Source organism: Erwinia tracheiphila, from assembly GCF_021365465.1.
GTDB classification, from domain to species: Bacteria; Pseudomonadota; Gammaproteobacteria; order Enterobacterales; family Enterobacteriaceae; genus Erwinia; species Erwinia tracheiphila.
Genome location: NZ_CP089932.1, coordinates 1,146,904 through 1,165,469, shown reverse-complemented (window position 1 = coordinate 1,165,469; position 18,566 = coordinate 1,146,904). Strand labels below are relative to the sequence as shown.

General features: G+C 57.2%; 30 protein-coding genes. All 30 read left to right on the top strand.

Going from position 1 to position 18,566, the window contains the following annotated elements; translation table 11 throughout:
* Positions 1-2 precede the first annotated feature (2 nt).
* The 30 genes from LU633_RS06025 (at position 3) to LU633_RS05880 (ending at position 18,562) form a co-directional block, all read left to right on the top strand.
* Positions 3-923 carry an AAA family ATPase gene (locus tag LU633_RS06025; protein WP_016192740.1) on the top strand — a complete coding sequence of 307 codons (921 nt, stop codon included), beginning with the start codon at positions 3-5 and terminating at the stop codon, positions 921-923.
* Between the two features lie 13 nt (positions 924-936).
* A complete protein-coding gene (locus LU633_RS06020; protein ID WP_016192739.1) occupies positions 937-1,161 on the top strand; it encodes a hypothetical protein in 225 nt (74 codons plus the stop codon).
* Between the two features lie 4 nt (positions 1,162-1,165).
* Positions 1,166-1,345, top strand: a complete 180-nt coding sequence (locus LU633_RS06015; RefSeq protein WP_040465842.1) for a hypothetical protein — start codon at positions 1,166-1,168, stop codon at positions 1,343-1,345.
* Positions 1,346-1,576, top strand: coding sequence for a hypothetical protein (locus tag LU633_RS06010; RefSeq protein ID WP_016192738.1), 231 nt, complete (start codon positions 1,346-1,348; stop codon positions 1,574-1,576). It abuts the gene before it with no gap.
* Complete coding sequence (locus tag LU633_RS06005) at positions 1,566-2,195, top strand: DUF3164 family protein (protein WP_016192737.1); 630 nt, start codon at positions 1,566-1,568, stop codon at positions 2,193-2,195. The genes LU633_RS06010 and LU633_RS06005 overlap by 11 nt, the downstream gene beginning before the upstream one ends.
* A 1-nt stretch (position 2,196) precedes the next feature.
* Positions 2,197-2,418, top strand: a complete 222-nt coding sequence (locus LU633_RS06000) for an ANR family transcriptional regulator (RefSeq protein WP_016192736.1) — start codon at positions 2,197-2,199, stop codon at positions 2,416-2,418.
* Positions 2,408-2,599: a hypothetical protein gene (locus LU633_RS05995; RefSeq protein WP_016192735.1), complete on the top strand. Its 192-nt coding sequence runs from the start codon at positions 2,408-2,410 to the stop codon at positions 2,597-2,599. The genes LU633_RS06000 and LU633_RS05995 overlap by 11 nt, the downstream gene beginning before the upstream one ends.
* Before the next feature lie 340 nt (positions 2,600-2,939).
* A complete protein-coding gene (locus LU633_RS05990) occupies positions 2,940-3,776 on the top strand; it encodes a 3'-5' exonuclease (RefSeq protein ID WP_016192733.1) in 837 nt (278 codons plus the stop codon).
* A complete protein-coding gene (locus LU633_RS05985; protein ID WP_016192732.1) occupies positions 3,769-3,996 on the top strand; it encodes a hypothetical protein in 228 nt (75 codons plus the stop codon). The genes LU633_RS05990 and LU633_RS05985 overlap by 8 nt, the downstream gene beginning before the upstream one ends.
* 309 nt (positions 3,997-4,305) lie before the next feature.
* Positions 4,306-4,632 carry a hypothetical protein gene (locus LU633_RS05980; protein WP_046372221.1) on the top strand — a complete coding sequence of 109 codons (327 nt, stop codon included), beginning with the start codon at positions 4,306-4,308 and terminating at the stop codon, positions 4,630-4,632.
* Between the two features lie 144 nt (positions 4,633-4,776).
* Complete coding sequence (locus LU633_RS05975) at positions 4,777-5,172, top strand: gp16 family protein (protein ID WP_016192729.1); 396 nt, start codon at positions 4,777-4,779, stop codon at positions 5,170-5,172.
* Between the two features lies 1 nt (position 5,173).
* On the top strand, positions 5,174-5,623 hold the full coding sequence (locus LU633_RS05970; RefSeq protein ID WP_016192728.1) for a hypothetical protein: 450 nt from the start codon (positions 5,174-5,176) through the stop codon (positions 5,621-5,623).
* An 84-nt stretch (positions 5,624-5,707) separates the two neighbouring features.
* Positions 5,708-6,163, top strand: a complete 456-nt coding sequence (locus LU633_RS05965) for a lysozyme (protein ID WP_016192727.1) — start codon at positions 5,708-5,710, stop codon at positions 6,161-6,163.
* 17 nt (positions 6,164-6,180) lie between these two features.
* A complete protein-coding gene (locus tag LU633_RS05960; protein WP_232426924.1) occupies positions 6,181-6,438 on the top strand; it encodes a DUF2644 domain-containing protein in 258 nt (85 codons plus the stop codon).
* The gene (locus tag LU633_RS05955; RefSeq protein WP_016192725.1) at positions 6,422-6,901 is read left to right on the top strand and encodes a hypothetical protein; all 480 of its coding nucleotides are present in this window, start codon (positions 6,422-6,424) and stop codon (positions 6,899-6,901) included. Before LU633_RS05960 ends, LU633_RS05955 begins: the two co-directional genes overlap by 17 nt.
* Positions 6,902-6,932: 31 nt before the next feature.
* Positions 6,933-7,094, top strand: a complete 162-nt coding sequence (locus LU633_RS05950) for a hypothetical protein (protein ID WP_233481999.1) — start codon at positions 6,933-6,935, stop codon at positions 7,092-7,094.
* Between the two features lie 2 nt (positions 7,095-7,096).
* Entirely contained in the window at positions 7,097-7,363 is a 267-nt protein-coding gene (locus LU633_RS05945) for a hypothetical protein (protein ID WP_016169770.1), read from the top strand.
* The gene (locus LU633_RS05940) at positions 7,363-7,884 is read left to right on the top strand and encodes a DUF1804 family protein (RefSeq protein WP_016192724.1); all 522 of its coding nucleotides are present in this window, start codon (positions 7,363-7,365) and stop codon (positions 7,882-7,884) included. Before LU633_RS05945 ends, LU633_RS05940 begins: the two co-directional genes overlap by 1 nt.
* Positions 7,877-8,107 carry a hypothetical protein gene (locus LU633_RS05935; RefSeq protein ID WP_016192723.1) on the top strand — a complete coding sequence of 77 codons (231 nt, stop codon included), beginning with the start codon at positions 7,877-7,879 and terminating at the stop codon, positions 8,105-8,107. Before LU633_RS05940 ends, LU633_RS05935 begins: the two co-directional genes overlap by 8 nt.
* A gap of 10 nt (positions 8,108-8,117) precedes the next feature.
* Positions 8,118-9,806 carry a phage terminase large subunit gene (gene terL, locus LU633_RS05930; protein ID WP_016192722.1) on the top strand — a complete coding sequence of 563 codons (1,689 nt, stop codon included), beginning with the start codon at positions 8,118-8,120 and terminating at the stop codon, positions 9,804-9,806.
* Complete coding sequence (locus tag LU633_RS05925) at positions 9,807-11,366, top strand: DUF935 domain-containing protein (RefSeq protein WP_016192721.1); 1,560 nt, start codon at positions 9,807-9,809, stop codon at positions 11,364-11,366.
* Positions 11,359-12,615, top strand: a complete 1,257-nt coding sequence (locus LU633_RS05920; RefSeq protein ID WP_016192720.1) for a phage head morphogenesis protein — start codon at positions 11,359-11,361, stop codon at positions 12,613-12,615. The genes LU633_RS05925 and LU633_RS05920 overlap by 8 nt, the downstream gene beginning before the upstream one ends.
* On the top strand, positions 12,612-13,088 hold the full coding sequence (locus tag LU633_RS05915) for a phage virion morphogenesis protein (protein WP_016192719.1): 477 nt from the start codon (positions 12,612-12,614) through the stop codon (positions 13,086-13,088). The genes LU633_RS05920 and LU633_RS05915 overlap by 4 nt, the downstream gene beginning before the upstream one ends.
* 251 nt (positions 13,089-13,339) lie before the next feature.
* The gene (locus LU633_RS05910; protein ID WP_016192718.1) at positions 13,340-14,425 is read left to right on the top strand and encodes a phage protease; all 1,086 of its coding nucleotides are present in this window, start codon (positions 13,340-13,342) and stop codon (positions 14,423-14,425) included.
* Positions 14,422-14,853, top strand: coding sequence for a hypothetical protein (locus LU633_RS05905; RefSeq protein ID WP_016192717.1), 432 nt, complete (start codon positions 14,422-14,424; stop codon positions 14,851-14,853). The genes LU633_RS05910 and LU633_RS05905 overlap by 4 nt, the downstream gene beginning before the upstream one ends.
* A gap of 18 nt (positions 14,854-14,871) precedes the next feature.
* A complete protein-coding gene (locus tag LU633_RS05900; protein WP_040465838.1) occupies positions 14,872-15,783 on the top strand; it encodes a Mu-like prophage major head subunit gpT family protein in 912 nt (303 codons plus the stop codon).
* 2 nt (positions 15,784-15,785) lie between these two features.
* Positions 15,786-16,226, top strand: a complete 441-nt coding sequence (locus tag LU633_RS05895) for a gp436 family protein (protein WP_016192715.1) — start codon at positions 15,786-15,788, stop codon at positions 16,224-16,226.
* Entirely contained in the window at positions 16,226-16,876 is a 651-nt protein-coding gene (locus LU633_RS05890) for a phage protein Gp37 (RefSeq protein ID WP_016192714.1), read from the top strand. Before LU633_RS05895 ends, LU633_RS05890 begins: the two co-directional genes overlap by 1 nt.
* Positions 16,869-17,114 carry a DUF2635 domain-containing protein gene (locus LU633_RS05885; protein ID WP_016192713.1) on the top strand — a complete coding sequence of 82 codons (246 nt, stop codon included), beginning with the start codon at positions 16,869-16,871 and terminating at the stop codon, positions 17,112-17,114. The genes LU633_RS05890 and LU633_RS05885 overlap by 8 nt, the downstream gene beginning before the upstream one ends.
* Complete coding sequence (locus tag LU633_RS05880; RefSeq protein ID WP_016192712.1) at positions 17,111-18,562, top strand: phage tail sheath C-terminal domain-containing protein; 1,452 nt, start codon at positions 17,111-17,113, stop codon at positions 18,560-18,562. Before LU633_RS05885 ends, LU633_RS05880 begins: the two co-directional genes overlap by 4 nt.
* Positions 18,563-18,566: the final 4 nt, after the last annotated feature.

Sequence of the window (18,566 nt, the reverse complement as noted above, 5' to 3'; positions counted from 1 at the left end):
AAATGAACATCAAAGATAAATTAATCCACTTGCTGGAGGGGACTGGCTACACCCAAAAAAAGGTAGCCACTAAAACGGGCCTGAGCACAGCGGTTATTTCTCAGTATCTGAAAGGCGTCTATAACGGCAATATCAGTAACGTCGAGTCGGCTATCGCTGACTTTATCAGCCGCGAGGAAGAACGCGCCCGCCGCCGTGAAGTTAAAGAGTCCTTTGTTCAGACCCAGCTGGCCGGGCTGGCGCTGGGTTTAATCAGCAACACTCATATGGACAGCGATATCGGCGTTATTTATGGCCCGGCAGGTATGGGCAAAACTATGGCGCTGAAGCGCTATGTGGAGATGAATAAGGGCGCGATCCTGATTGAGGCCGACCCCGGCTACACCGCCAAAGTACTGCTGCAGGAACTGTGCGCCCGCCTGGGGGTGAAAAAGACAGGCAATATCCATGAGTTAAGCGAGGAGTGTATACAGGCGCTGACGGGCACCGGCTGGGTTGTCCTGGTGGATGAAGCCGAGCTGCTGCCTTACCGCGCACTGGAGGTACTACGCCGCATCCACGACCGTTCTGGCGTCGCCATCGTGCTGGCAGGCATGCCACGTCTGCTGATTAACCTCAAGGGGTCTCGCGGTGAGTTTGCGCAGCTCTACAGCCGCGTAGGCATGGCGTTAGACCTTGAGGCCCACAAGAGCAAGTCCGAGGTTGAGGACTTCAATACCATCCTCGCCAGTCTGCTGCCGGAGGACGATGTCCAGAGCGCTATCCATATTCCAGGAATAGCGGAGGCATTTCTTAAATATTCAAAGGGTAATTATCGCCGCATGTTCAAACTGGCGCGGGGCGTGGTACGAGCCAGTGCTATCGGCAACCAGGGGATTAGCGTGAAGTTAATCGAAACCTACGCGCAGATGCTGATTCATTAAGGGGTAACAAACAATGGAAAAACAAGTCATTAACTGGCGGCATTCCCGCGCCCGGTCGGAGATCCATACCCACGGTGGCCGTGTTACTGGCTGGCATCGTGCTCTGCCGATCGTCTATGCCCTGCCGCCCCTGAGCGGCCCTGTGTGGCCAGTAATGGAAATGGTGGAAGTATCTGGTGGTGTCCGCAAAGTTACCCGGACATCAAATATCGACGGTTGTACGGTTATCTGGAGTTAGCTAAATGTCTGTAAAACTAATCGTTACGCTTAAGAGCAACAGCGATGGAATAAATTTTAATGCTGAAATTGACGATTCAGAAAAAATTGACGTTATCAAAGAAACTCTAGCCCAGTACCTACTGGCAGCATGCATTAAGGAATTAGGTTGCATTCGAGATGAAAATAATCATGAGGGGGATTAAATGGCAATAGTAATGAAAATTATCGTTGAGCAGGACGACACTGGCGTTGGTACCCGAATTATGGGCGAAGGGTCATGTACTGAGGCAGAGGCCAGAGAAGCCGAGTTTATTCATAAAGCGATAATTACCGCACTGGAAAGCCGCAAAGGTTTTAAACGCAATGATAACGATATTTGTGAAGTAAAAGAAATTATTAAATCCACCACAGAAGGTAATAACAATGTCCACTGAAATTAAGGAAACTACTATCCCTGCTGGCTACTGGAAAGACGCGCGTGGTGTTCTTACGCCGGAAAGTCTGGTGAAACCAGTTGATAAGGAGCGCGATGCACTGGTGCGGTCCATCGTTGCGCGGGCAGTCCCTCTGAGTCAGTCCCTGCGCGATTTTAAGCAGGATACCTTTGCGGATATTCAGGCGCTGGTTGACCTCTCTGCCGAACAGTATGGTGCCACCATCGGGGGTAAAAAGGGCAACGTCACGCTGTATACCTATGACGGGCGTTACAAGGTACAGCGAGCCATGCAGGACAGGATAGCGTTTGACGAGCGTATTCAGGCGGCAAAGGAGCTGATTGACGCCTGCGTGGCGGAATGGACGCAGGATGCACGACCTGAGCTGCTGGCCATTATCGACCGGGCGTTTTCCACCGACAAAGAAGGCGAGATTAATCCGGGCCGCGTACTGCAGTTGCGCCGTCATGACATAACCGACCCTCGCTGGCTGCGGGCAATGGATGCTCTGGCAGAGGCTGTGCAGGTGGTCAGCAGCAAAAGTTACATCCGCATCTATGAACGCGTGGGTGACAGTGACCAGTACACGCCCATTTATCTGGATATGGCCGGGGTATGACATGAATAACAGAGCTGAGAGCGCAGCACGAAATAATTACGGTCTCTATGCAGTGGGGGCGGGACGCGCCGAGCGCAGCGGCGAATGGGAAAAAGCCTCGGACCTGTGGCGCAAAGCGCTTGAGTATGCCCGCAGCAGTGGCTGTCGAAAATGGGCTGAGTCCCGTATGGCCTACTGTGCTAACGCGGTAGCGCGTGGATGGAGTGGTCGCGATGAAAGCTAAAGCGTTTAATCAGACACACGCTGTCGGTAGCCACTTTATCTATCAGCCCTGTAAAGTCCTGCGCGGCGGCTATCCGGTCAGAACCGTTGCCGGGGCGAGAGACTTTAACTGCGGCACTATTGTGGAAATCGACCGTGAACCTTTTTTTGTTAAAACAGAAACACTGACGCCTGCGGGCTGAATTTAAATACGATTTAAACCGAAATAAACCTTCGTTTAATTATGGCGTAAACCGTCAGAGGCTGACTTACGCCAAATTTAAGGAAAACGAAATGAAACAATTAACTGTTGATATGGGGGCGATATATGTATCTCTGCGTCTCTGGTTGTGAACATCGGGACAATGGCGCTGAACGAGTCTATCTCCTGAACGATGGTAGTTCTGTCGTTGAGCACCCCGGACTGCCAACCGTGTCCCGCTGGCAGTTCTGGGACAATCATAATCACCGGATATTTAAAAAATCTGTGCAGTCTGCAATGAAACAGGCGGCAGAGCGGCATAAAAAAAGGTGGAAATACGTATGAATATGCAAATGAATAACGTGATGATTGATATAGAAACGCTGGGTAAAAAGCGCGGGTGCCCTGTGCTCTCCATCGCCGCTGTTCAGTTTGATCCTCAGACCGGCAACACAGGGGATGCTTTCTATGAGCGTATAAGCTATGACGCCGCCATTAGCTACGGCATGCCAGAAATCAGCACCATTCAGTGGTGGGACAAGCAGAGTGAGGAGGCGCGTGATGCAGCCTTTAATGGTAATCGTCTTCCCGTTGATGTCGCGGCAGAGTTAAGGGCATTCCTTCATAATGTCGGCGGTGGTCGCTGTATTCCCTGGGGTAATGGGTCAGTTTTTGACATCACTATTCTTGAGGGTTGGTTTGACCGGGTTAATCCCCTGACAGACGCTTACGGTGAAGATATCTACCCCTGGAAATATAGGAATATTGCTGATTTGCGCACGCTGGTGCGTGTTTCGGGGATCAACGTCAAAGACATTCCAGTCACTGGCGATAAGCACAATGCCCTTGCTGATGCGCTGCATCAGGTGAAAATCGCTCATAAGGCATGGCAATATCTCTTTCCGGGAAGTCGCTCCCACTATCAGCGTTGCCAAATCCGTACCGCGCCGCTGTTACCCGATGAGGCCGAATATAATCTTACGCTGGCAGACTGTGAGCAGGTACTGAGAACGCTGGGAAACTGGCCAATACGGCCCTGTCCGGGTGAAATGAGTATTTATCCATTCGGGCAGCATACTCATGGCTGTAGAACGTTTCTCTGCAATCTGGGACATAACCACATCGGTGAGTATATGTTTGGCCCTAAGACTGGCAATTGTAGTCATGAGCATGAGTAACAATACTTATTGTGAACACCTGAAACTGGCACGTGGTCAGTTACGCCGTCTGGCAACTGCGGAACGTCATTTTCTTGAAATGGCTGAAGCATGGGAGGATGTGGACAACGCTTTAGTCGGTGATTTCAGTCGAATGGCTGACCAGCTTGGCAGTCTGGTCCAATTGTTACATGAGCTGATGGCAGACGGGAAAAACGGCAGCGAGTGGGATGGTGAATGATGGGAAAAATAACGTTTGTAGTTGATTTTCCAGATGATAAGGAGCCAGCGGTAAGTGCTGCTACTGATATCCTTGGTGGAAAGTTGATCTCGGTTGCTTTCAGCGACCTGCGGGAATAGTGGGCGTGGCGTTCAGCATCCGATACGCCACCACCAGAAGGTGAGTATGTCGCTGTTTCTGACGGTGAATGCTGCTCTGTCGGGCGCTTCGTTTCGGGGGAATGGCGAGCCAGTGGCGGTCGTAGTTTTCTGAATCCAGTAGTACACTGGATGCCGTTACCTGAAATTGATGATTCAGAAGGATGTCAGAATGTCAGATAAGTTGAAGACTTTCAGGGATGTTGCGATTGGAGGAATTCTTTTCGCTACCGGATGGAATATGATTCGTGGCTTATTCGCTGACAATCAGTTTGAGCGAATTGCCAATGGGATCGATTTGATGGCCGGGGTTGTCGTGGTATGCGCACTCGTCTGGTTGTATTCCCTCAGATTCCAATATCCTGAGTCTTTCAAAAAAAAGGAAAAAATCACCTGCTCACAACCCGTCTCCACTGAGTCAGTAGTGGAACCAGTAACCAAAATCGCCACAACTGCTGAAAAAGCAGTAAACGCTGAACTTTGGCGTGATAAACAGTAGTTTCGTTGACTTGGTGAGATGTTTGTGATCCAATTAATTCATTAAAGCTGTTCACGACAATTTGAAACTGGTTCAAGCCCCGCCCTGTGCGGGGCTTTTTCGTTCTGGCACTTCCTGTTTTTCACCTCCATCTGAGGCGCACTAATGAAAGCGAATCTGATCCGCATTATTCATACCGGCAAATCATCCCTCGGCTGGGATGATGAAACCTATCGCGACGTGCTGGCCTGCCAGACCGGTAAGCGTTCGGCGCGTGACTGCACTACCGCCGAGCTTGAAAAAGTGGTGCTGTACATGCGTACTCAGGGCTTTGCGCCATCTTCCCGTGGTCGCCGTCCCCGCGTGGCAACTGGCCGTAAAGCTATGTTAAGCAAGATAGAGGCCATGCTGGCAGAGGCTGGCCGTCCGTGGAGTTATCTGGAGGGTATCGTGGAGCACATGCTGGGCGAGAAAAAGCCGGTTGAGTGGCTGAATGACGATCAGGTGCGTAAGCTGATGCAAATGCTGATTGTTGACGCGAAACGTCACGGGAGGCTGTGATATGCGCGAGTTTGACCTTGAATCCCTCGAAGAGCTGCTGCCGGACACCGCCCGTCAGATTGCCGATGTGATAGGTTTTCCCTCCACGCAGCGGCTGATTGAGCGCTTTGGCGGTGCCTGCTTTCCGGTCGGTCGCGGCCTGCGCGGCACCGGTGAGCGCCGTCTGGCCATGCTGCGGGAGGTTATCGGCGACGAGAATACCTGCCAGCTGGTTAAGCGGTTCGGCGGTGACAGTTCGCTGGTGATACCCCGCTGTGCCGGTGCCCTGCGCGAGTGGCGCAACCGCTGTTTTCTCGCCGAGGTTGACAGCATGCTGGCCGATGGCGAATCATTACGCATGGCGCTCACGGTACTCGGCCCGAAATTCGGCATCGGCAATACCCGTGCCTGGGCCATTGTGGCCAGCCGCCGACAGGCAACCTCCTCCCCGGCACAGGGGGCACTGTTCTAATGGCATACCGCTTCACCCCCGTATCACGCCCTGAGTTACGCCTCCCGGCACAATAACCCTCACAAACTATGTGAGGGTTTTTTTATGTCTCTTAGAACCAGCGAAAACGGCATTGCGCTAATCAAACGCTCTGAAGCGTTACGCCTTGATGCCTATCAGGATGCAGTCGGTGTCTGGACGATTGGTTACGGCTGGACGGAACCGGTTGAGGGTATCCCCGTTCACGGCGGGATGTCCATATCCCAGGATACTGCTGAAATACTGCTGCGAAACGGGCTGCTGCAATACGAGCGGACGATAAACCAGCTTGTTACCGCAACACTAAATCAGAACCAGTTCGATGCGCTGGTTAGTCTGGCATACAACATCGGCCTGGGGGCTTTTGAGCGTTCCACGTTGCTGAAAAAACTTAATGCCGGAGATATGGACGGCGCAGCAGCAGAGTTTCTTCGCTGGAATAAGGCTGGCGGCAAAGTTCTGCCGGGACTGGACACACGCAGAAAGGCCGAGGCCACGCTGTTCCAGACGATTCCCGGATGATTCGGGGGATTGTACTGATGGCACTCTTTAACCGCCTGGGCGAGCTAATCACCAACCCACAGGGCCGACTGTCCACCACCGACGCCGCCACGATGGTGGCACTGGTTGTCAGTTCGCTGGCGTTGATTATCTGTGTCGTGATGGACAGGCAGCCCGATGCCGCGCTGGGCCTGTATCTCGGTGCCTGGGTAACGCATGCAGGCGTACAGGTTCACCAGAAGCTGAAGGTGCCTGTTGCCCAGCCAGCGGGAGGCAAGGATGAACAGCGTAGTTAAATGGCTTTTAACCCGTCTTTTACCTGGCGTCGTGCTTTGCGCGGCGCTGGCCGGAGCCGGATGGTGGCTGCACAGCGCTGGCTATGACTCCGGCCACAAGGATGCGAAAGCAGACGGCGATACGACGCTGGCCAATGAGAAAAAAGCCCGTGCGGATGAACGCCAGCAACTGGCACAGGCCGGGCAGCAGGCGCTGCTGCAGGCAAGGGATGACGAGCGCCAGCAGCGTGAGCGGGCTGACCAGCTCGCCCGGCAGCTGGCTGATAAAGAATTTGAGCTGAAGCAGACCAGCAGTCTGCTGCAGCTGAATATCAGTAAGGTGGTCAGCGATGACAATCAGGACAAGCAGACTTCTGGCTGTGGCTATAACGGGATTGGGCCTCACAGCCTGCAGCTCTATACCAAAGCCCTCGGATACGCCGGTGGTGGTAACACCCGCGCCGGTAGTCGTTCAGGACAGTAAGCCCCCACGGGCGATGGTCACGGTGGCCCCGATGCCACCCGCGCCCGGCGCGTATGCCGGTAACAGTCCGGGCCTCTCCCCGGACGCCCTGCTGCGGCATGCCACCGACTACGGAGCCTGGTGCCAGACGAACGCCGCAAAACTTTACGCCCTTGAGGCTTTTTTCTGGCCCGTGCCGGATAAGGACAAATAGAAATGGACGCAAACCCTCTCGCTGATTTCTGGCAGACCGCTCTGCTGGGGGTGTTTTCATTCGGTTTTACCTTCTGGATCAAAACGCTCCACTCCACGATTAACCGGTTGTGGGAGGAAAACCGCCAGATGTACACCGTGTTTCAGCTCAAATCCGATGCCCTGCGCGATCAGGAGCAGATTATGGCCATGCTCTCGGAAATTAAGCAGTCGATTGAGCGTATGAACGACCGTATAGATCGCCGCACCGATGCCACGGGGGGCCGCTGATGGCGCACCCGAAAGCGGTCAGGGATGCCGTCAGGCGTGATTACATCGCCCAGGGCATCGCCCCCGAAGTGCTGGGGCCGATGCACGGGGTCAGCGTAGCGTCAGTTATCCGCTGGCGTCGTGAGTCGCGGGAGAACGGCGACGACTGGGACAAGCAGCGTGCGGCCCGTCGCCTGTCGTCCGGTGTGCCGGAGGATATCACCCGTGACCTGCTGCTGGAGTTCCTTGAGCACCATAAGCATGCGATGGAACAGCTGCGCAAGGCTCGTGAAGGTGAAGACGGTCAGGCCGCGCTGCCAGCCGATGACTACGCCAGTCTGCTGGCGAAGCTGCAGGACGGCTTCAACAAGATGATCGCCGCCAGCAAGCGCATTTTGCCGGAGACCGATCGTCTGATCGTCGCGGCGGGCGTAGTGGAAGATTTAGCGGCCTTTCTCAGCGATAAGCACCCGGCGCTGATGGCGGGCTTTCTGGACGTGTTACCTGAGTTTCAGCAGATAGTGGAGAAAAAATATGGCTGAAGTTATCAAACCCGTTAAGCAGTTTATTACCCTGAACGATCGCAATGCTGTGCGGGCCGATACCATCGTTCGCGTATACGTGCAAAGCGATTATCTGATGGTACAGACTGAAGATGGCGAGATTCACCAGGCCGATGGTCTTTATGGCAAATCGGTGTGGTACGCAAAATCCGCGTTGCTGGAGCAGATTGAGGCGGCGCTGGCGAACCGCAGCCAGGACTGAGGGCAGATAAGTGTCGTCCAAATCATCGCTTAAAGCCTTCCGCGAGAAGATTGCCCGTATTCAGGGTGAGCTGCGCGACCGCATAGAGAGCGCAAGCTGTGGTCTGGACAGCAGCCCGGAGGCGATACAGGCTCGCCGGTTACAGGTCAGCGACCCGGTGACCGGGTTTCGCTTCTTCGTAAACACCTACTTTAAGCATCACCTCCATCACCCGGAAACCAGTGCGCTGCACGAGTATCTGTATGAGCGCCTGCCGCAGATTGTCACCAGCCCTGAGAGTGAGAATGACGTTATTGCCGCCCCGCGCGGTGAGGCAAAAACCACCCTCGGTCAGCAGCTGTTTGACCTGTGGTGCGTCGTTCTTGAGCTGAAAAAATTCATCATTATCGCCTTCGACACGTCCGCTCAGTCGGCGGAGTCTCTGGAGGTTATCAAGGCCGAGCTGCTCTATAACGCCGGTCTGGCGCTGGATTTCCCGGAAGCCTGCGGCCAGGGGCGCGTGTGGCGTATCGGTTGCATTTTGACCGCGTCGGGCATCAAAATTGAGTCGGCTGGCCAGGGGCAGAGTTTGCGTGGCCGTAAGCACGGCGCATATCGTCCTGACCTGGTTCACCTCGATGACCTCGAAAACGACGAGAACGTGGTGACGCCAAAGCAGCGTGACAAGCTGGAGAAGTGGCTTAACAGCACGGTGCTGCCACTGGGCGGGGCCGGGGTCAAGCTCGATGTTATCTACGTCGGGTCAATCCTGCACTACGATTCCGTGCTGGCCCGCACGATGAAAAACCCGCTGTGGAACGCGAAGCGCTTTCAGGCCATCCTCGCCTGGCCAGAGAATCTGGCGTTGTGGGATGAGTGGGAAGCGGTGCTGCGTGGTAAGGGTAAGAATGCCGCAAAGGCGTTCTATAACCGTCATGAAAAAGCGCTGCTGAAAGGCTCCCGCGTTTCGTGGGCCGCTCGTCCACTGCTGGCGCTGATGTTGATCCGTGTGCGCGTCGGCACCCGCGCCTTCGACGCCGAATACCAGAATGACCCTGTCAGCGGTGAGCATGCCATCTTCCACGGCTGTATCCATGAGTGGCGGGAGCTGGAGCCTGACCTGATTTACTTTGGCGCCTGCGACCCGTCGCTTGGCAAACATAACAGCCGGGGCAACGACCCCAGCGCTCTGCTGATTGGCGGCTGGCACCGCATCAAAAAGGTGCTCAAGGTTGTCCGCGCCGATATCCGCGTGCGCCGCCCCAAAAAGATTATTACCGATGTTATCCAGCTGCAGCGCGAGTTTGGCTGCGTCGCCTGGGCGTTTGAGTCGGTGCAGTTCCAGGACTTTCTACGCGAGACGCTGATTGAAGAATCGCTGAAAGCGGGCGTGCCCGTACCGGCCCGTTCTGTTATTCCCACCACAGACAAATTCGGGCGTATCGAGTCGCTACAGCCGTTTATGGAGAATGAGCGCATTCTGATTGGCCGCATGCTGGCCACCCTGCGGGAGCAGCTAATGCATTTCCCGATGGCAGACCACGATGACGGCCCGGATGCCCTGCATATGCTTTTTGCAATAGCGTCCACAAGCGTGGGCAACTTTGAATTTATTTCGGTCAGCCAGCTGGAGGCGGTAGAGCCGGATTCACCTTCGCGCCGCAGGCATGACGATGATGACGACTATGGCTCTGACGGGTTCGGAGCGGGAGGATGGTAAATGGACATTAAAACCGCGTTTAAACGCTTTTTTACCCGCGATAAAACGCAGGGCATGCAGAGCGCTGGCGATGATTTTCTGTACGGTGATACCGCCACGCATCCCTCTACGGGGCTGGATATTCAGCGGGTCTATGCGCTGTTCAGCGCCGCCGAGCAGGGTGACATTCAGGCGCAGAGCGACCTGTTCACCGATATGGAAGAACGTGACGGCCACCTGTTTGCCGAACTGTCGAAGCGTAAGCGTGCGCTGCTGACGCTGCCGTTCTCCGTCAAGCCGCCGCCGGATGCGACAGAGGCGGAGAAAAAAGTGGCGGCGGAGGCCGACTGGTGGCTGCGCCATTTGCCAGGGTTCCGCGAAATGCTGATGGATATGCTCGATGCTATCGGCCACGGTTTTTCCTGTATCGAAATTGAGTGGAGCCGGAAAGGCTCGCTGTGGCTTCCGGGGGCTTTTCACAAGCGACCGGCGCGGGCCTTTACCATGCCGCAGACTGACCTGGACAGCATCCGGCTGAACCGGGGCAGCGTGGGCGGCGAGGAGCTGTGGGACATGGGCTGGATCGTGCATAAGCACAAATCCAAATCCGGCCCGGTGGCGCAGAGCGGCCTGTTCCGCGTGCTGGTCTGGACATACCTGTTCAAGAACCTGTCCGCCCGCGACTGGGCGCAGTTCCTGAACCTCTACGGCCTGCCGTTTCGCATCGGTAAATATGATTCTACCATGACCGACAAAGAGCGCCTGGATCTGCTGCGCGGTATTCGTATGCTGGCCCGCGAAGGTGGGGGGATCATTCCCAACACGGCTGACATTAAATTTGAATCGCCTGCTGCCGGTCAGAGTGCGCCGTTCTTCGATATGGTGAGCTGGTGTGAGAAAGTGCAGTCGAAGGTGATCCTCGGCGGGACGCTGACCAGCCAGGCCGACGGGGCCAGCTCCACTAACGCACTCGGCAACGTGCATAACGAGGTGCGTCACGACCTGCTGGTCGGTGATGCATGGATGTCGGCGGAGACGCTGACGCAGCAGCTGCTGTGGCCGGTGCTCGCGATGAACGGCCGTTTCAACCCGGAGCGTGCGCCGTATCTTGAATTCGACGCCCGCGAGTCCGTCGACCTTGAACGCCTGATGAAGGTAGTGAATCGCGCCCAGCTGGCGGGATTTGACATCACCGCAGACTGGGTTTCGGAGAAAAGCGGTATCCCGCTGCCGCAGGAGGGGCAGACCATCCTGAAGCCGCTGGCCCGCCAGCAGGCTGGCGATGCTGCGCTGTCTCAGGTGATGCAGGCCCGCCTTGCGGCCCTGTCCGTGCCGCAGAGTGGGACAGACAGCGTTCAGCTGCAGCTGGATGCTGCACCGCAGCTGCTGGCAGCACAGGCCAGTGCCGCCGCTGAAGCGATGCTGAAACCGCTGATTACGCAGGTAAAGGCAGCCCGTAGCCCGGATGAGGTTTATGAGCTGCTCGCGGCCAGCTACCCGTCGCTGGATGACATGGCCCTGCAGGAGCTGGTCGGTCAGGCCGTGTTTGTTGCTGACGTTATGGGGCAGCAGTATGGGTGAGGTCAATGCGGGGTTTGCCATGACCCTGCCACCGGCGCGGGCGATAGCTTACTTCCAGTCAAAAGGGTTAACGCCCACCCTGAGCTGGAAGGACATGCAGGACGAAGCCCATGCGGTCAGGTTCGTGGTGGCCGGTATCACGAAACTCGATGTACTCAGCGATATCCACAACGGCCTGACGCGCTCGCTGACGGAGGGAGCAACCTTCCGTCAGTTCCAGGACGAGCTGGAGCCGCTGCTGCAGCGTAAGGGCTGGCTGGGGCGCGGGCTGGTTGCCGATGAGGATGGCGTGTTGCAGGGCAAAAAGCTGATGCCCTACCGGCTTGATACCATTTTCCGCACCAACATCCAGTCCGCCTATGCAGCGGGTCGCTATCAGCAGCAGATGAGCAACGTTGCTGACCGACCCTACTGGCAATACAACGCGGTGATGGACAACCGCACCCGTCCGACGCACGCGGCACTCAATGGACGAATTTTTCGCTGGGACGACCCGATATGGCAGACCATCTACCCACCGAATGGCTACAACTGCCGCTGCTGGGTTCGCGCCCTGACTGAAGCGCAGATGACAAATCACCCTGTGGGCGTTGAAACCAGCGACGGTCGACTGGTAACCGTGCAACAGCCTTATGGGCTGGATGGCGGGATGCGCCCGGTCAAAGCGTATCGCGATCCTGAGACCGGCCAGATGCTGGTGCCGGACGCGGGCTTTCACCTCAATCCGGGGCGCGGATATCTGGCCGGGCTGGGTCAGTCCCTGCTGGAGAAAAGCGTGGATGCTCCTCCGCGCCTTGCCGCGCAGGCGGTGTATGAAACGCTGCGCAATAACCGGCTGACCACGGCAGTGAACCGTGCCCTCGATGGCTGGGTACGCTCGCTGCCTGCGCGTCCCGGCAAAGACTTTCGGCGCGTGGGCGCACTGTCGCCGCTGGTGCTGGCGGCAATCAGCGAGAGCGCGACCCTGCCGTCGCCGGCGATCACCTTAGCGGCGCAGACGGTGGTCAGCCTGCGCGATGCCGGAGTAACGTGGCTGGCACGGATTGCCTCAGCGTTCCGTTACCCGGTAGCCGTGCTGCAGCGGGGTGACACCATTCTGGTTGTGGCAGAGGATTTAACGGGCTACAGCGTGGTCACGCTTGTCCGCAGCGCTGATGGCTTTGAGCCGGTATCCTCGGTGCCGTGGTCGCCTGCCGCTGTTACGCATGCACGCCTGATTGACGGGGTACTGCCGGAGGATGGCGCATGAAACTTGATATCGATATCTCTGATGGGTTCCGTGACTGGCTGAACAAGCTGGCCTCGCGCTGCCAGCACCGTGAGCCGCTGATGAACAAAGTCGCCGGTATCATGCTCGATGCGGTGGATGAAAACTTTGTGCAGGGCGGGCGTCCTGCGTGGAAGCCCCTGCAATATCGTGACGGTAAACCGCTGATTAAGACCCGACGCCTGCACGGCTCCATTGAACCGTTCGCCGATAACGATCAGGCGGTGGTGGGTACCAACCTGGTATACGCCCGCATTCACCAGCAGGGCGGGAAAACCCGCCCTCACATTATCCGTCCCCGCAACAAAAAAGCGCTGCGCTTTAACGGGCGCTTTGCCAGCCAGGTCAACCACCCCGGCTCGGATATTCCGGCCCGTCCTTTCCTCAGCCTGACGGAGGATGATAACGACGCCATCCGCCAGGCCGTCATTGACCACCTTGGTGGGGAAGACTGATAAGCCCACAAAAGCACGCTGTGGCGTTTTTCTGCTTTCAGGGGTAACGTATTACCTCTCCTTCGTTTTAACGCCATTCTGCGCGATTTAAACGGGTTTTAAACGGGGTTGCGCCGAGCAGCCACGGTGTTACTGTTTTAACCCCTCTGATTCCTCCCCCTGTTCTTACCGCTTCACCCCTGTAACTGTCGGGCTGTCAGCCCGCCGCCTATTCTGTCCTCACTTTGACAGTTTCAGGACGCAATACACCGATGTGGAAGCTCGCCACGGCCTCACTTGCAGGCATCAACAAGGACAACGCCGCCCGCATTCAGCTGTTTCCGGCTGGCTGGTTCGGTGCGCCGTCAGGTGGCCAGCGCTGGTTTCTGGATGCAGCGCTGGCGCAGCGTCTGATTGATACCGCTAACAGCCGGGTAAACGACTACCCGTTTGACTATGAACACCAGTCCCTGAATGCCCCGAAGGCCAGCGGCCCGGTGCCTGCGTCAGGCTGGTTCAGGACCCTGAGCTGGGTGGAAGGCGAAGGCCTGTTTGCTGACGTCAGGTGGACGGAACGCGCCGCCTCGCTGATTCAGGCGGATGAGTACCGCTACGTGTCACCGACCTTCCGCTATGACGAGCAGGGGAACGTGCGCGAACTGGTTAACGCCGCGCTCACCAATATGCCGGTGCTGGACGGGATGCGTCAGGTGGCTGCGTCCCTGATGTTTTTTGATAACGGAGAACAACCGATGAACGAAAACCTGCGTCTCGTCCTCTGCGCCATTATGGGGCTGGGTAATGAGGCTGATGAGGCTGCTATTCAGGCAGCGGCTGAAGCGCTCCAGAAGGGGCAGCTTAAAGAGGCCAACTGCTCCAGCATCAGTGCGCTGATCGAGGCCCACAAGGCTCAGCTGACAGCAAAAGACCAGTCCATTCAGGAAGGCCAGACGAAGATTGCCGCGCTCTCTTCCGGGCAGCAGAACGGCAAGCCCGACCCGACCCAATACGTGCCGGTGGCCGTGGTGGACGACCTGCGCACCGAGCTGGCATCGCTCTCCTCACAGATTCAGGGCGATAAAGTGGAAAACCTGCTGACCGCCGCACTGAGCGACGGGCGCGTAATGAAAGGTGCAGACGAGGACAATCTGCGCGAGCTGGGCAAGAGCAACTACAGCCTGATGGAAAAGATGATCGGCACCCGCAAACCTATCAAAGCCCTGTCACAGATGCAGTCTGACGGCATGACGTTTGATACCGGTAAGCATAACGACAACGTTGAGCTGACCGCCGACCAGCTGGCCATCTGCAGCCAGATGGGCCTCACCGCTGAAGACCTGACCGGAGGGAAAAAATGACCGCGATCACCGCACCCCGTGACACCCCGTGGCGTGACTGCATTCTGGTGCCGTTGCCCGTCGCCAAAGGCGAGGTTATCCCGATGGGGGCCATCGTCTGCGTGAGCAAAACCGGCTTTGCCGTCAACGGCACGGAGGATGCGACTCTGAAATACGCAGGCTGCGCCGACGAGTCGGTGGATAACAGTGCCGGTGAGGATGGCGCTCAGTTCATCAACGTCCGCGCCAGTAAGGCGTTCAAGTGGGCCAGTGACGGCACCATCACTCAGGCGAGCCTGCTTACCCGTGCTTACATCCTGGATAATCAGACGCTGTCTGCTGAGAACGGCGGTACACCTGCGGACGGTGAAACTCCGGCTGGCGATGCCACCCGCAGCAGCGCCGGAAAAATCATCCTGATCGAAAGTGACGGCGTCTGGATTTACTGATTTATAAGGAAAATGATTATGGCTGCAATCAACAAAGCCAACCTCAGCGTGCTGTTTATGAGCCTGAAAAAGTCGTTTCAGGGCGGGCTGAAGCTCGGTAAACCGCAATGGCAGCGCGTGGCAACCCGCATCCCGTCCACGGGGGCGGCAAACTACTACGCCTGGCTGGAAATGTTCCCAAAAATGCGCGAGTGGATTGGTGAGAAGCAACTCACCAAGCTGCTGGAGCATGACTTTACCGTGCCCAACAAGGATTTTGAGGCCACGGTGGTCGTCAAACGTAACCATATCAAGGATGACCAGCTGGGCATCTATGGCGTACAGGCGACGGCTGCAGGTCAGAGTGCCGAAATGTGGCCGGATGAAATGGTCTTCGAACTGCTGAATAAAGCCTTCACCGCCAAGTGCTATGACGGCCTGCCGTTTATCAGCAACAGTCACAAAATTGGTGACAAGACCTACAGCAACATGGGCAAAGCCCCGCTGTCGGTTGCCACACAGGATGCGGCTAAGGCCTCATTCGGCGCGGCGCGTACCAGCATGAAAAAGCTGAAAGACCGCCACGACCGTCCGCTGAACATCAATCCTGATCTGCTGGTCGTGCCTCCGGCGCTGGAAGATATTGCAAAGGCGCTTGTGACGGTTGAACGCCTGGAAGACGGTAAGCCCAACCTCTACCGGGGAGCTGCTGAGGTGATCGTGGTGCAGCACCTGACCTCTGATACCCAGTGGTTCCTGCTGGACACCTCGCAGGTTCTGAAGCCGCTTATCTATCAGGACAGGGAAACGCCTGATTTTGTCTCCCAGACCAATATGGACTCAGACGACGTCTTTATGCGGGCGGAGTACAAGTTCGGCATCGAGGCGCGTGGGGCCGCTGCATTCGGCTACTGGCAGATGGCTTACGGCTCCACCGGTACGGGGAACTGACCATGAGCTATGCCACCCCGGAGGACTACAAAGCCTGGTTTACCGAGCGCGATGCCGTCAGCGTGTCAGCGCCCTGGCACAGCGATAAAGCGGATGACAAGCGCATTGCGTATCACCTTCGGGCGGCGAGTGGCCGGATTGATGCCTATATCGGTGCCCGCTATCGTCTGCCGCTGCGGCAGGTGCCGGATGCGCTGCGTGATTACTGCTGCGATATCGCCCGTTACCTGCTGACCGGTAACGAGCATACCTGCAATGAAGTGATCCGTCTGCGCTACGAGGACGCAATCAGCTGGCTGAAGCTGGTCGCCAGTGGCAAGGCCGGTATCGGTTCAAACCCGGAGAACGGCGGCACCGTCGATGCGTCGACACCAACCGTCGAGTTTTATTCCGGTGGCGACGATCTGTGGAGCCGTAACCGCACGGGTGGAGGAGCGTACTGATGATTACCACCATCGAAAAAGCGCTGTGCGAGCGTCTGCAGCAGGGGCTGGGCCGGATGGTTAACAGCCCGGTGGTAACCTGGAACGTGCTGGCCACGGATATAGGCGTGGCGCTGCGGCAGCTCCCCGGCGTATGCGTGGTGTTTTCGGGCATCACCAGCAGCAGGGCGCACGATACGTCCCACCGCCGCTTCCTCGTTACCGGTCGGTTCAGCGTGTTTGTCGTGGACTACAACCTGCGCAGCAATGAGGCGCTCCGCCACGGCGGGCCGGGGATTGAAGAGCCGGGATGCTATCGCCTTATTCGCAGCGTGCGTCGCCTGCTTACCGGGCAGGACCTGGGGCTGAAGATTGATTTTCTGAAGCCCGGGGGCGTGCGCCCCGTAGCCGGGCAGGCATTTAACGATAAGGGCGTGGCGGTCTACGAGTGCATGTTCGGCACGCAGTGGATGGAAGACGCGCTGGATAACGGGCACTGGCCCGCACCGGAACTGCCGACCGATGAAGACGCTGACTTCGTTCTCTGGAAAGGACGCATCGAAAAACCGCTGCCGTGGCATGAAAGCACCCGTATGGCTTACATCCAGCCAGGTGAATCCGCACCGGTAGCCGAAGATATCATGCAGAACAGGACTGACAACGATGATTAAGGTGATCGCCCGTAAGGGTATTCAGGTGCCGGTGGAGGGTCGTTCAGACCGTTACATCACCGACAAAGAGGCCGTGGAGGTGCCGGAAACAGCCTACTGGCTGCGCCGCCTGCGGGATGGCGATCTGTTGCTGTATGCCGGACAGGCTAAATCCGCTGCAGCTGAGGCTGCTGATGTTAAACCATCCGGTAAAAATGCAGAGATATCTGCTGCTCCGGCAGCTAAGGCGGATAAATGACTATGGATATGACAACTATTCCGAACCCGATTTATAAGCCCGGTGCTTATTTCGCGTTCAATACCACGCTGGCCTCACATGCGCTGGCCACCAATGACCAGAAGCTGCTGATTATCGCACAGCGTCTGCACGACAGCGCTACGGTCGACGCACTGACGCCGGTGAACGTCTTCAGCGACGATGAGGCGGCGCTGTACTTCGGACGCGGCTCGCAGGCCCACCGTATGGCCCGCGCGGCGATTAAAGCAAACCAGTACATTCAGCTGACGGTTGTCGGGCTGGATGATGCTGAAGCGGGCGTGGCGGCAACCGGCTCACTGGTGGTTAACGGCACCGCAAGCGGTTCAGGTCAGGTGCGTCTGGATATTTGCGGCACCACCGTTGCCGTTGCCGTCAGCCAGGGCGATAAAGCCGGTGATGTGATGGCTTCTCTGGCCAGTGCTATTACGCTGCAGGATTCCCTGCCACTGAGCGCGACGGTCGGTGAAATTGATGGCCCGCCAAATGGCGACGATCCACCGGAGAAAATCAAGGCGCTGGTGCTGACCGCCCGCAACAAGGGCAGCGCCGGTAATGAGTGCGGTCTGACCCCGACCATCACCGCCAGCGGCCTCACGGCTACGCTGACACCCATGAGGGGCGGTCAGGGTGACCCCTCGCTGGATGCGGCATTCAGCGCCGTGTTCGCCTCCGGGCACACGCTGATCATGCTGCCTTACACCAGCGATGACGCGCTGGCAAAGCTGTCCGCTCATCTGGATAACGTCTCCGGGCCGCTTGAGCAGCGCAGCGCGGTGGGGGTTACCGGCTGGAACGGGACGCTTGCCAGCGGCACCACTCTCACCGGCAGGGTAAATGCCCCACGCATTACCTGTGGCTGGTATGCCGGTTCGGCGCTCCCGAACGGCGAGCTGGCGGCGATTTATGGTGCCATTATCGCCAGTGAATCCGATCCTGCCCGACCGCTCAACACTCTGACGTTACCGGGCATGGATATCACGGCGCAGGATAACTGGCCGGGGCGCACCGAGCAGGAAAATGCGCTGATGAACGGCCTGACGCCGTTTGAGGTGGACGGAAGCGTGGTGCGCATCGTGCGCTCGGTCAGCACCTATGTGAAGAATGCCGCTGGCGTGACCGACCGCTCCCTGATGGATATTACCATTATCCGTTCGCTCGACTATGTGCGTCTTGCCTGCCGGACGCGCTACACCCAGCGCTTCCCGCGTGAAAAGCTGACCGATGCGCGACTGGCGCGTATCCGCTCCGAGCTGCTCGATGTGCTGTATTCGCTGGAGCAGCTGGAAATTGTGGAGAACGTCGACGCGCTGAAAGACCAGCTCAGGGTGACCCGCTGTCTTCAGGACGATACGCGGGCAGAGGCGACCATTCCGGCAGCGGTCGTGCGCGGTCTGCACATCTTCGCCGCCGTCATTTATCTGATGTAAGGAG

Excerpts from the sequence above, each read along its gene's own strand:
- LU633_RS06025 (WP_016192740.1), top strand. The coding sequence starts at position 3 with ATGAACATCAAAGATAAATTAATCCACTTGCTGGAGGGGACTGGCTAC.
- LU633_RS06020 (WP_016192739.1), top strand. The coding sequence starts at position 937 with ATGGAAAAACAAGTCATTAACTGGCGGCATTCCCGCGCCCGGTCGGAG.
- LU633_RS06015 (WP_040465842.1), top strand. The coding sequence starts at position 1,166 with ATGTCTGTAAAACTAATCGTTACGCTTAAGAGCAACAGCGATGGAATA.
- LU633_RS06010 (WP_016192738.1), top strand. The coding sequence starts at position 1,346 with ATGGCAATAGTAATGAAAATTATCGTTGAGCAGGACGACACTGGCGTT.
- LU633_RS06005 (WP_016192737.1), top strand. The coding sequence starts at position 1,566 with ATGTCCACTGAAATTAAGGAAACTACTATCCCTGCTGGCTACTGGAAA.
- LU633_RS06000 (WP_016192736.1), top strand. The coding sequence starts at position 2,197 with ATGAATAACAGAGCTGAGAGCGCAGCACGAAATAATTACGGTCTCTAT.
- LU633_RS05995 (WP_016192735.1), top strand. The coding sequence starts at position 2,408 with ATGAAAGCTAAAGCGTTTAATCAGACACACGCTGTCGGTAGCCACTTT.
- LU633_RS05990 (WP_016192733.1), top strand. The coding sequence starts at position 2,940 with ATGAATATGCAAATGAATAACGTGATGATTGATATAGAAACGCTGGGT.
- LU633_RS05985 (WP_016192732.1), top strand. The coding sequence starts at position 3,769 with ATGAGTAACAATACTTATTGTGAACACCTGAAACTGGCACGTGGTCAG.
- LU633_RS05980 (WP_046372221.1), top strand. The coding sequence starts at position 4,306 with ATGTCAGATAAGTTGAAGACTTTCAGGGATGTTGCGATTGGAGGAATT.
- LU633_RS05975 (WP_016192729.1), top strand. The coding sequence starts at position 4,777 with ATGAAAGCGAATCTGATCCGCATTATTCATACCGGCAAATCATCCCTC.
- LU633_RS05970 (WP_016192728.1), top strand. The coding sequence starts at position 5,174 with ATGCGCGAGTTTGACCTTGAATCCCTCGAAGAGCTGCTGCCGGACACC.
- LU633_RS05965 (WP_016192727.1), top strand. The coding sequence starts at position 5,708 with ATGTCTCTTAGAACCAGCGAAAACGGCATTGCGCTAATCAAACGCTCT.
- LU633_RS05960 (WP_232426924.1), top strand. The coding sequence starts at position 6,181 with ATGGCACTCTTTAACCGCCTGGGCGAGCTAATCACCAACCCACAGGGC.
- LU633_RS05955 (WP_016192725.1), top strand. The coding sequence starts at position 6,422 with ATGAACAGCGTAGTTAAATGGCTTTTAACCCGTCTTTTACCTGGCGTC.
- LU633_RS05950 (WP_233481999.1), top strand. The coding sequence starts at position 6,933 with ATGCCACCCGCGCCCGGCGCGTATGCCGGTAACAGTCCGGGCCTCTCC.
- LU633_RS05945 (WP_016169770.1), top strand. The coding sequence starts at position 7,097 with ATGGACGCAAACCCTCTCGCTGATTTCTGGCAGACCGCTCTGCTGGGG.
- LU633_RS05940 (WP_016192724.1), top strand. The coding sequence starts at position 7,363 with ATGGCGCACCCGAAAGCGGTCAGGGATGCCGTCAGGCGTGATTACATC.
- LU633_RS05935 (WP_016192723.1), top strand. The coding sequence starts at position 7,877 with ATGGCTGAAGTTATCAAACCCGTTAAGCAGTTTATTACCCTGAACGAT.
- LU633_RS05925 (WP_016192721.1), top strand. The coding sequence starts at position 9,807 with ATGGACATTAAAACCGCGTTTAAACGCTTTTTTACCCGCGATAAAACG.
- LU633_RS05920 (WP_016192720.1), top strand. The coding sequence starts at position 11,359 with ATGGGTGAGGTCAATGCGGGGTTTGCCATGACCCTGCCACCGGCGCGG.
- LU633_RS05915 (WP_016192719.1), top strand. The coding sequence starts at position 12,612 with ATGAAACTTGATATCGATATCTCTGATGGGTTCCGTGACTGGCTGAAC.
- LU633_RS05910 (WP_016192718.1), top strand. The coding sequence starts at position 13,340 with ATGTGGAAGCTCGCCACGGCCTCACTTGCAGGCATCAACAAGGACAAC.
- LU633_RS05905 (WP_016192717.1), top strand. The coding sequence starts at position 14,422 with ATGACCGCGATCACCGCACCCCGTGACACCCCGTGGCGTGACTGCATT.
- LU633_RS05900 (WP_040465838.1), top strand. The coding sequence starts at position 14,872 with ATGGCTGCAATCAACAAAGCCAACCTCAGCGTGCTGTTTATGAGCCTG.
- LU633_RS05895 (WP_016192715.1), top strand. The coding sequence starts at position 15,786 with ATGAGCTATGCCACCCCGGAGGACTACAAAGCCTGGTTTACCGAGCGC.
- LU633_RS05890 (WP_016192714.1), top strand. The coding sequence starts at position 16,226 with ATGATTACCACCATCGAAAAAGCGCTGTGCGAGCGTCTGCAGCAGGGG.
- LU633_RS05885 (WP_016192713.1), top strand. The coding sequence starts at position 16,869 with ATGATTAAGGTGATCGCCCGTAAGGGTATTCAGGTGCCGGTGGAGGGT.
- LU633_RS05880 (WP_016192712.1), top strand. The coding sequence starts at position 17,111 with ATGACTATGGATATGACAACTATTCCGAACCCGATTTATAAGCCCGGT.